General features: G+C 62.4%; 7 protein-coding genes. 3 read left to right on the forward strand and 4 right to left on the reverse strand.

What is annotated here, in order from left to right; genetic code table 11:
• Positions 1–260: 260 nt before the first annotated feature.
• From HP499_RS17510 to HP499_RS17520, 4 genes are all read right to left on the reverse strand, one after another.
• On the reverse strand, positions 261–998 hold the full coding sequence (locus HP499_RS17510; protein ID WP_172325482.1) for an amino acid ABC transporter ATP-binding protein: 738 nt from the start codon (positions 996–998) through the stop codon (positions 261–263).
• Positions 995–1,759, reverse strand: a complete 765-nt coding sequence (locus HP499_RS24890) for an amino acid ABC transporter permease (RefSeq protein WP_216660120.1) — start codon at positions 1,757–1,759, stop codon at positions 995–997. The genes HP499_RS17510 and HP499_RS24890 overlap by 4 nt, the downstream gene beginning before the upstream one ends.
• 12 nt (positions 1,760–1,771) lie before the next feature.
• Positions 1,772–2,722 (reverse strand): ABC transporter substrate-binding protein, encoded by a 951-nt coding sequence (locus tag HP499_RS24895; protein ID WP_216660121.1) that lies wholly within the window; start codon positions 2,720–2,722, stop codon positions 1,772–1,774.
• Positions 2,723–3,045: 323 nt separating this feature from the next.
• Positions 3,046–3,756, reverse strand: coding sequence for a 3'-5' exonuclease (locus HP499_RS17520; RefSeq protein WP_172325483.1), 711 nt, complete (start codon positions 3,754–3,756; stop codon positions 3,046–3,048).
• Between the two features lie 66 nt (positions 3,757–3,822).
• On the opposite strand from HP499_RS17520, the gene HP499_RS17525 reads away from it, so the two are divergent.
• From HP499_RS17525 to HP499_RS17535, 3 genes are all read left to right on the forward strand, one after another.
• Positions 3,823–4,239: an MGMT family protein gene (locus HP499_RS17525; RefSeq protein WP_172325484.1), complete on the forward strand. Its 417-nt coding sequence runs from the start codon at positions 3,823–3,825 to the stop codon at positions 4,237–4,239.
• Positions 4,236–7,583 (forward strand): ATP-dependent helicase, encoded by a 3,348-nt coding sequence (locus tag HP499_RS17530; protein ID WP_172325485.1) that lies wholly within the window; start codon positions 4,236–4,238, stop codon positions 7,581–7,583. Before HP499_RS17525 ends, HP499_RS17530 begins: the two co-directional genes overlap by 4 nt.
• Positions 7,580–8,093: UvrD-helicase domain-containing protein (locus HP499_RS17535; protein WP_172325486.1), on the forward strand; the 514-nt coding region annotated here is incomplete at its 3' end. The genes HP499_RS17530 and HP499_RS17535, both read left to right, overlap by 4 nt.

Here is an 8,093-nt window from a genome sequence, read left to right on the forward strand (position 1 = left end):
ATGCCGACCGCGCCCTGAACTTCTTTGGTGCCGGTGGAACCATGCTGGTGTGCGCGGACCCCGGGAGTATTCCTGCCATGCACCAGGCAGTGGTGAAGAAGGCCACAGAGGATGCCTCCTTCAGGGCCAAAGTCGATGCCGCAGCTCTGACCGTCCTACGCGTCAAGGCCGGGCAGTGATCCCGGCGGGACACTGAGCACAGCAAAGAACCCCGCCTTCGCAACGCAAAGGCGGGGTTCTCAAGGCTTGGTCGGTTCCGGCTAGAGGACGTCCGACAGGAAGCCCTGCAGGCGTGCCGTCTGCGGATTGGTGAAGAGTTGTTCCGGAGGACCGGATTCCACCACCACGCCGGCGTCCATGAAGGTCACAACATCGGAAACGTTGCGCGAGAAGCCCATCTCGTGGGTCACCACCACCATGGTCATTCCGCCTTGGGCCAGATCCGCCATGAGGGCAAGGACGCCCTTCACGAGCTCCGGGTCGAGGGCTGAGGTGGCTTCATCAAAGAACATCACCTCGGGCTTCATGGCCAAGGCGCGGGCAATTGCCACACGCTGCTGCTGGCCACCGGAGAGGTTTGCCGGACGCGAGTCAGCTTTGTGCTTCAAGCCCACCAGGTCCAGCTGGGCCAAGGCTTCCTCGCGTGCCTGCTCCTTGGACATGCCACGGAGTTTGCGCAGTGCCAGCGAAATGTTCTCCGCCACGGTCTTGTGGGGGAACAGGTTGAACTGCTGGAACACCATGCCTATGCGGCGGCGCAGTTCGTCGGGGTTGTCCTTGAGCACAGACCGGCCGTCCAGCAGGATGTCGCCCTGGTCCGGCTCGATGAGGCGGTTCATCACGCGCAGCAGCGTCGACTTGCCCGAGCCTGAAGGGCCGATCACCGAAGCCGTGGTGCCCTTCTCCACGTGCAGGTCGATCCCACGCAGTACGTGATTGCTGCCGAAAGACAGGTGGATGTTCTTCGCCGTCAACGATCCTGATGCGAATTCACTCATGCCTGCGCTCCTTTTCCAACGACGGCCGCTGCCTCGTCCGGTTCCTTCTTCTCGGGGCGACCGGCGCGCATGCGGGCGTCAATAAAGTTCACGAAGTGCGTGAGCGGAATGGTCAGCGCCAGATAGAAGATGGCTGCTGCCACGTAGGGGGACAAGTTGCCGCTGTTGGCGGCTGCGTCCTTGCCGATCTGGAAAATCTCACGCTCTGTTGCCAGGAGGCCAAGCATGAACACCAACGAGGATTCCTTGATCAACGCAATGAACTGGTTGACCAAGGCAGGAAGGACCCTTCGGATTCCTTGGGGTACTACCACCAGGCGCATGGACGAGCCGTAACTGAACCCGAGGGCACGGGTTGCTTCGAGCTGCCCCTTGTCCACGCTTTGGATGCCGGAACGGAAAATTTCGCCAATGTATGCACCGGACATCAAGGACAACGCCGCGATGGCCATGGGGTACGGGCTGGTGGAGCCTGTCAGCTCACGAATGATGGGGCCAAAACCGAACCCGATCACCAGAATGGTCAGCACCGGAGGAAGCCCGCGGAGAATGTCCGTGTAAATGCGGGCTATCCACCGTGCTGCTGCGTTCCGGGAAATCCCCATCAGGGCGAGCAGCATTCCGATCGCGGTCCCGATGATGCCCGAGACGACGGCCAGGACGATGGTATTTGGCAGGCCGACGGCGAACATCTTGGGAAGGACTTCGCCCATTGCCTCCCAGTCAAAGAAGGTCTCGGCTAATTGATTGAGGATATCCATGGAACGCCTTGTTTACTTGGCGGGGAGCTGGACGGCCTTGCTGCCCGGCTTCCAGCCCTGGGGGGTCTGCTCGGCAGCAGTCGGACGGTCCTTGTACCACTCGGCCGTGAGCTTGGCCCAGGTGCCATCAGCAATGACAGCATCCAAGCCGGAGTTCAAGGCGTCGATCAGCGGCTGGTTGTCTTTGTTCACGGCGTACGCGGTGAAGTTCTGGGTGTTGACAACCTTCTCGGCGATCTTTGTGTTGTCGCCTTCCTTGACCTGGCCTTCGGCCTGCTGGGAAGGAGCAACCCACGCGTCGATCTGGCCGTTCTTCACGTTGCCGTAGACCGTGTTGTAGTCAGGGAAACGTACCGGCTCGATCTTGAGCGTGTTCGTCATGTAGTCATCCTGGACGGTGCCCTGGACGACGCCGATGCGGAGGCCTTCCTTGACGTCGGCGAAGCCTGTGACCTTGGAGTCGCTCTTGGTCACGATGGCCATGTAGCCGAAGTCGTAACCGTTGGTGAAGCCAACGGTCTTTCGACGGGCGTCGGTGGTGGAGATCGAGGAGGATCCGACGTCGAACTGCTTGTTGCCTACCTGGGAAAGGAGCGCCGAGAAGTCGGTGGACGCGAACTCCACCTTCAGGCCCAGCTTCTCGCCAATGGCGCGCAGGAGTTCATTGTCGTAGCCGGTGAAGTTGCCGGAAGGATCAATGAAGATGTTGGGCGGAGCGTCGGAGAGGGTGCCAACGCGCAAGGTGCCGTCGGTGGCGAGGCCCAGCTTGGACTTGTCGATCTTGTCCAGGGGCGTCACGTCAGCGGTGGTGAACGTGTCCAGTGACTTCTGGTCGCTGCCTGCGAGGGCATCGGTGGGCGAGCCGCTCGGCTCGGAGGTTCCTCCGCCGCATGCTGCCAGGGAAATCACCAAGGCTGCAGCCACTGGGGCAACAGACAGCCACTTGGGGGCTTTAAATTTCATGAAGAAATCACTTTCATCGAGTCACGGAGACGTTTCGCAGTGGGCGGGGAATGCGGCAGCAATACGAAGGTTGGCTGCCCTAGCAGACTTCAACCCGCCAAACTTAATTATGTCACCAGGCCACAGGCTCACGTTGAATCGAATAAATGGTTGCTTGCACTCTGTTATGCCGAACGAAGTTCCTACCAAGACTCCTTCGGGCGCCGGACTATTCCGACGACGGCACCTCGCGGGGAATCCGTACGCGGAGAAGCCGGAAATTGGGGTTCCCGAAAAGTGCTGTGACTTGCGTCGCACACAGCAGGCCGGTGGATTCTCCGGGTCTAGAAACCGCCGCGGCTCGCATCCTCAGGCGGCAAAACCGGCCACTCGCCCTCGATCACGGCCGTGGGCTTGCTGCGCCGCAAATACTGCTGGAAATCTGCGGCTTGGGATGCTGCCCAGTCTACTTGCAGCTGGTGCAGCGCGGGTGCCGGCATCTGCAGCTTGGGAAATTTGCCGGCCATGGCATCCAACACACGCAGCGTAGCGAGAGCGTCCGCCGCGGAGGTGTGTGCGTTGGTCAGGTCAACGCCGTATTCCTCGCACAGGGCAGTGAGGGTGCGCTTGCCCTTGCGATAGCGGTCCACCTGCTTATTCATCACGTACGGGTCCAGCACCGGGAAACGGCTCAGTTGCGGCACTCCATAGCGGGCGGATTCTGCAGCCAGGACCGTGAAGTCGTAACTTGCGTTGAAAGCGATGACCGGAGTGCCGTCGTCGAACAGTCCTTGCAGTACGCCGGCGACCTCGCGGGTGACCTCTGCCGCCGGGCGGCCTTCCGCACGAGCCTTCTCTGTGGTTACCCCGTGCACTTCACTGGCTTCAAGGGGAATCTCAACGCCGGGATCCGCCAGCCATTCGTGCTCTGCAATGAGCTCCCCGTGGGCGTCCACAACGGTGATGGACGCGGTAACGATTCGCGCCGACCGCGAGTTCTTCCCGGTGGTCTCGAGGTCGAAGGCGGCGCGGGAGAGGGTGTTCCAGGAGCTCATGTCTTCAAGCTACCGGCTGGGTCCGACACTCTTTGGGCACGACACTCCTGCCGTTACGCTGAACACATGCGGATGGAGTATGTGACGGCGGTTCTGGCCGTTGTGGACCTTGTTCCATCGGGTTCAGCGGTCTCCTATGGTGACGTCGCAGAGCTGCTGGGTGCAGGCGGGCCGCGGCAGGTAGGTGCAGTGATGAGCCACTACGGCAGTTCAGTCGCCTGGTGGCGTGTCCTGCGGGCCAGCGGGGAAGCACCTCCCGGTCACGAGGTCGATGCCCTGAAGCATTACCTGGAAGAATCCACCCCTCTGCATGGCGCCTATGAGGCTTTCCTCAGGACAGGGGAAGGCCGGTGGCGGGTGGACCTGGTTGCAGCGCGATGGGCGCCTTCGGACGCGGACTTCGATCAACTTGATGTGATCTCGGACCAGTTGGAGCGTCAACTCCATAAATTGTCGGTGCCCGATGATGAAATGACTGTGTGACCGCCACTCCTGCCAAACCCCGCCAAGCATCGGCAACTCTTCGCCTGTTGCCTCCGCGCGAGACCCACTACGCGGCCCCCGTTTTATCTCCGGACCAAAACGCAATCGTTTCCCTCCCGCAAGGAAGCGGCCCTGTCCTGGTCCCCGGTGGTCCCGGAACGGGAAAGTCCACCGTGCTCGTCGAATCGGCGGTACGGCGCGTTCGTGAGGACGGCGTGGATCCTGAGCGGATCCTGATCCTTGCCCCTGGAAGGCACGCCGCCGCGGCGTTGCGGGATACCTTCACCGGACGGCTGGACCGCAGCCTCAGTACGACGCCGGCACGGACTTGGGCGTCTTACGCTTTTGACGTTATCCGCAGGGCCAAGGCCGAGGGCGTCATACCGCTTGCCCGGCCGCCGAAGCTTCTCTCAGGTCCGGAGCAGGACCTCATCATCAAGGAACTTCTTGAAGGGCATGCGCGGCCGGGCTTCGAGTTGCCGTGGCCGGAAGACCTCAGCGCGGCCCTTCCCACCCGCGGCTTCCGCCATGAGATCCGCCAGTTGTTCGACCGCATCATTGAGTCCGGCCGAACCGCGGAAGACCTGGTGGGGCTCGCCTACGAGTGCGGACGTCCTGATTGGATGGCAGCAGCGGAGCTGTACAGCGAATACCGTGACGTCCTGGACCTCCGTATGCCGGAAGCCTTCGACCCCGCAGGGATCATCACCACGGCCCGCCAGATCTTCCAGGACTCGCCGGCCTTCCTGGCCGCCGAACGCGAACGCCTCCAACTGATTTTGGTCGATGACGCCCAGGAGTCCAACCCTGCAGTCTTTGAACTTCTCGCCGATATTTCCGAGGGCAAGGACGTGGTGGTCACCTACTCTCCGGATACCGTTGTGCAGGGCTTCCGCGGTGCCCGTCCGGACCTTGTTGCTGAGCTGCCTTCCTTGGTGGGCGGGATACAGGGTGCGGTCCATGAACGTCCTCTGTGGTTCACCCACCGGCACCGGCCTGTGGTGGCCGAGGCCTGGACGCGCGTCGCGGCACGTATATCCCAGCGCTCCGGCGGTCAGCTGGCGAGGCGGCTGGAGCAACCGCCAAGCGCAGCCAATGAAGGACAGTCACCGGACAGCGAGGGCAGGGTGGAAGGGCACGTGCTGCCCTCATCCGTGCATGAACTTAGGTACGTTGCCCAGCGCATTCTGGAAGCGCAGCTGAGGGAAGGGCGGGAATTCAGCGACATAGCCGTGATTGTTCGCAATGGTGGCCAGATTTCGCAGATGCAGCGTTACCTGGGCGGTCAGGGCATACCTGTGCGCGTTCCAGTGGCGGATACAGCTGTGCGCGATGAAGTGGCCGTGCGCCCATTGCTGGAGGCTTTTGCCATTGTCCTGGACCCCGCCAAGCTGACCCCGGAAACGGCCGTTTCATTGCTGACATCGCGCATCGGCGGAGCCACCGCGATCGAATTGCGCAGGCTCAGGCAATCACTCCGGCGTGAGGAACTCCTGGGGGCCGGCGGCAGGTCCAGTGATGCCCTTCTGGTCGAAGCGCTGTTGGAACCCGGGGCACTGGCATCGCTTGGAATTGAAGGCAGTTCGGCTCGTCGGCTTGCCCGGATGATTGCGGCAGGATCCAAGGCCGCTGCTGAGCCAGGTGCCAATGCTGAGTCAGTGTTGTGGGCTCTGTGGCAGGCTACCGGTTTGTCGTCACGCTGGGCGGAAACGGCGCTGGAAGGTGGCAACGCCGGTGCACGTGCGGATCGTGACCTCGATGCCATGATGGCACTGTTCCATACCGCCGAACGCTTCGTGGACCAGTTGCCGGGATCCGGTCCCGAGCAATTCCTGGACTACCTGCTGAACCAGGAACTTCCCATGGACACCCTAGCGGCACGTGCCCAGCTTGAGGCGTGCGTTGAGATCATGACGCCGGCCAGTGCAGCGGGTCGTGAATGGCCCATGGTCATTGTTGCCGGTCTGCAGGAGGGCGTATGGCCGAACACCCGGCTGCGCGGCGAACTGCTCGGAAGCACTGTCTATGCCGATGCCGTGGAACATGGGGTGGACTACGCCGTGCGTCGGGGACCCCTGAGCAGGCTCCGCGATATCCGCTATGACGAACTCAGGAGTTTCTCCACGGCAGTTTCGCGGGCCAGGGAGATACTGATCTGCACGGCGGTGTCTTCGGAGGATGAACAGCCCTCTGCTTTCTTGGATTATGTTGCCCCTTTGGGATCCGGGCAGTACAAGCGCGATTACACCGCGGTGGACCGTCCCATGACGCTGAGGGCCCTTGTTGCGGAGCTGAGGCAGCATGCCCAATCGGCTGAATCCGTGTCTGAAGACGCCAGTGGCGGCGGACCGGGATTGGAAGCCGCACGGATACTCGCCCGCCTTGCCACCGCGGATCCACCCGTTCCGGGAGCCCACCCCGATTCGTGGTGGGGATTGGCCCCGCTCAGCTCATCGGAACCAGTTGTCCCTCCCGGGGCTACGGTCTCCGTCTCGCCTTCCAAAGTTGAAGCCGTCCATAAGTCGCCGCTGGACTGGTTCGTCCAAGCAGCCGGGGGTGAGGCTGCCACCGACTTCGCACGCAGCCTCGGTACTTTGGTTCATAGCATCGCCCAGGAACTGCCCGAGGCCTCGGGATCGGAATATGTAGCTGAGCTGGTCCGCAGGTGGCCCACGCTGGGCATGAAGGATAACTGGGAAGGGAAGCTCGATTTCCAACGCGCTGAGCAGATGGTGCGCAAGCTGGCCCAGTACATCCTCATTATGCGCAGCGAGGGACGGAGCCTCCTCGCCGTGGAGCACGACTTCGAAGTCCAGCTTCCCGATGTCTGCCTGGATATCGCAGAGCCGTCAGATCCTGAAGCGGTCTCCACCCGGCACGCCGTACTCCGGGGGCAGGTGGACCGCTTGGAGGTAGATTCCCAGGGCCGGCTTGTGGTGGTTGACCTCAAGACCGGCAAACGCCAGCCGGGCAAGGCCGAAGTAGCCCGGCACCCGCAACTTGGCGCCTATCAGGCGGCGGTGCTCAAGGGCGCCTTCCAGGACGCCGGAACCGGGGATGAAGTACCCGACGCCGGATCACGCACCGCGCCCGGCTTTGCCCCGGGCGGTGCAGTGCTGGCCCACCTTGGCACCAAAACAAAGACGCCGGCAGTGCAGCAGCAGGATCCTCTGGATCCGGCTGTGAACTGGGCGGAGGAACTGGTCAACGAGGCTGCGGCCTTGATGGCCGGAGCCTCATTCGAAGCACGTCACGATCCCGGTAAGAGCGGGCACGGCGGCCATGGGTGCCGCCTTCCGGATGTTTGCCCGTTGTGTGCCAGAGGAAAGCAGGTCACCGAATGACAATTGAGCTCCTGGACGGAATTGCCGCCTCCCTTCCCATTGCCCTTGACGGGGCGGATGTTCCTGAGCCCCGGTTTTCTCCCGCGGAGCTGGCTGGCATCCTCGGCGAGAAGAACCATCCCACTGCCGAACAGTCGGACATCATTGCCTCTTCGCTCTCTCCCCGGCTGGTGATCGCCGGAGCCGGGTCAGGAAAGACAGCAACCATGGCGGACCGGGTGGTGTGGCTCGTCGCCAACGGGTGGGTACGCCCGGAAGAAGTGCTTGGTGTGACCTTCACGCGCAAGGCTGCCGGCGAACTTGCCAGTCGGATCCGGAACAAACTGGCCACTCTTCAGCGCATCGCAGCAGAGGATGATGGCAGCATCGGCTTCCCGGAGGGTCTTTTGGGGGCCGACGACCTCGAACCAAAAGTCTCCACGTATCACTCGTATGCAAGCGGCATCGTGTCCGATTACGGGCTGCGGCTGGGGATCGAGCGGGATGTGGTCCTGCTGGGCGGGGCACAGT

The sequence above is a fragment of the Paenarthrobacter sp. CM16 genome, assembly GCF_013179505.1.
Classification (GTDB): Bacteria; Actinomycetota; Actinomycetes; order Actinomycetales; family Micrococcaceae; genus Arthrobacter.

Excerpts from the sequence above, each read along its gene's own strand:
- HP499_RS17510 (WP_172325482.1), bottom strand. The coding sequence starts at position 998 with ATGAGTGAATTCGCATCAGGATCGTTGACGGCGAAGAACATCCACCTG.
- HP499_RS24890 (WP_216660120.1), bottom strand. The coding sequence starts at position 1,759 with ATGGATATCCTCAATCAATTAGCCGAGACCTTCTTTGACTGGGAGGCA.
- HP499_RS24895 (WP_216660121.1), bottom strand. The coding sequence starts at position 2,722 with ATGAAATTTAAAGCCCCCAAGTGGCTGTCTGTTGCCCCAGTGGCTGCA.
- HP499_RS17520 (WP_172325483.1), bottom strand. The coding sequence starts at position 3,756 with ATGAGCTCCTGGAACACCCTCTCCCGCGCCGCCTTCGACCTCGAGACC.
- HP499_RS17525 (WP_172325484.1), top strand. The coding sequence starts at position 3,823 with ATGCGGATGGAGTATGTGACGGCGGTTCTGGCCGTTGTGGACCTTGTT.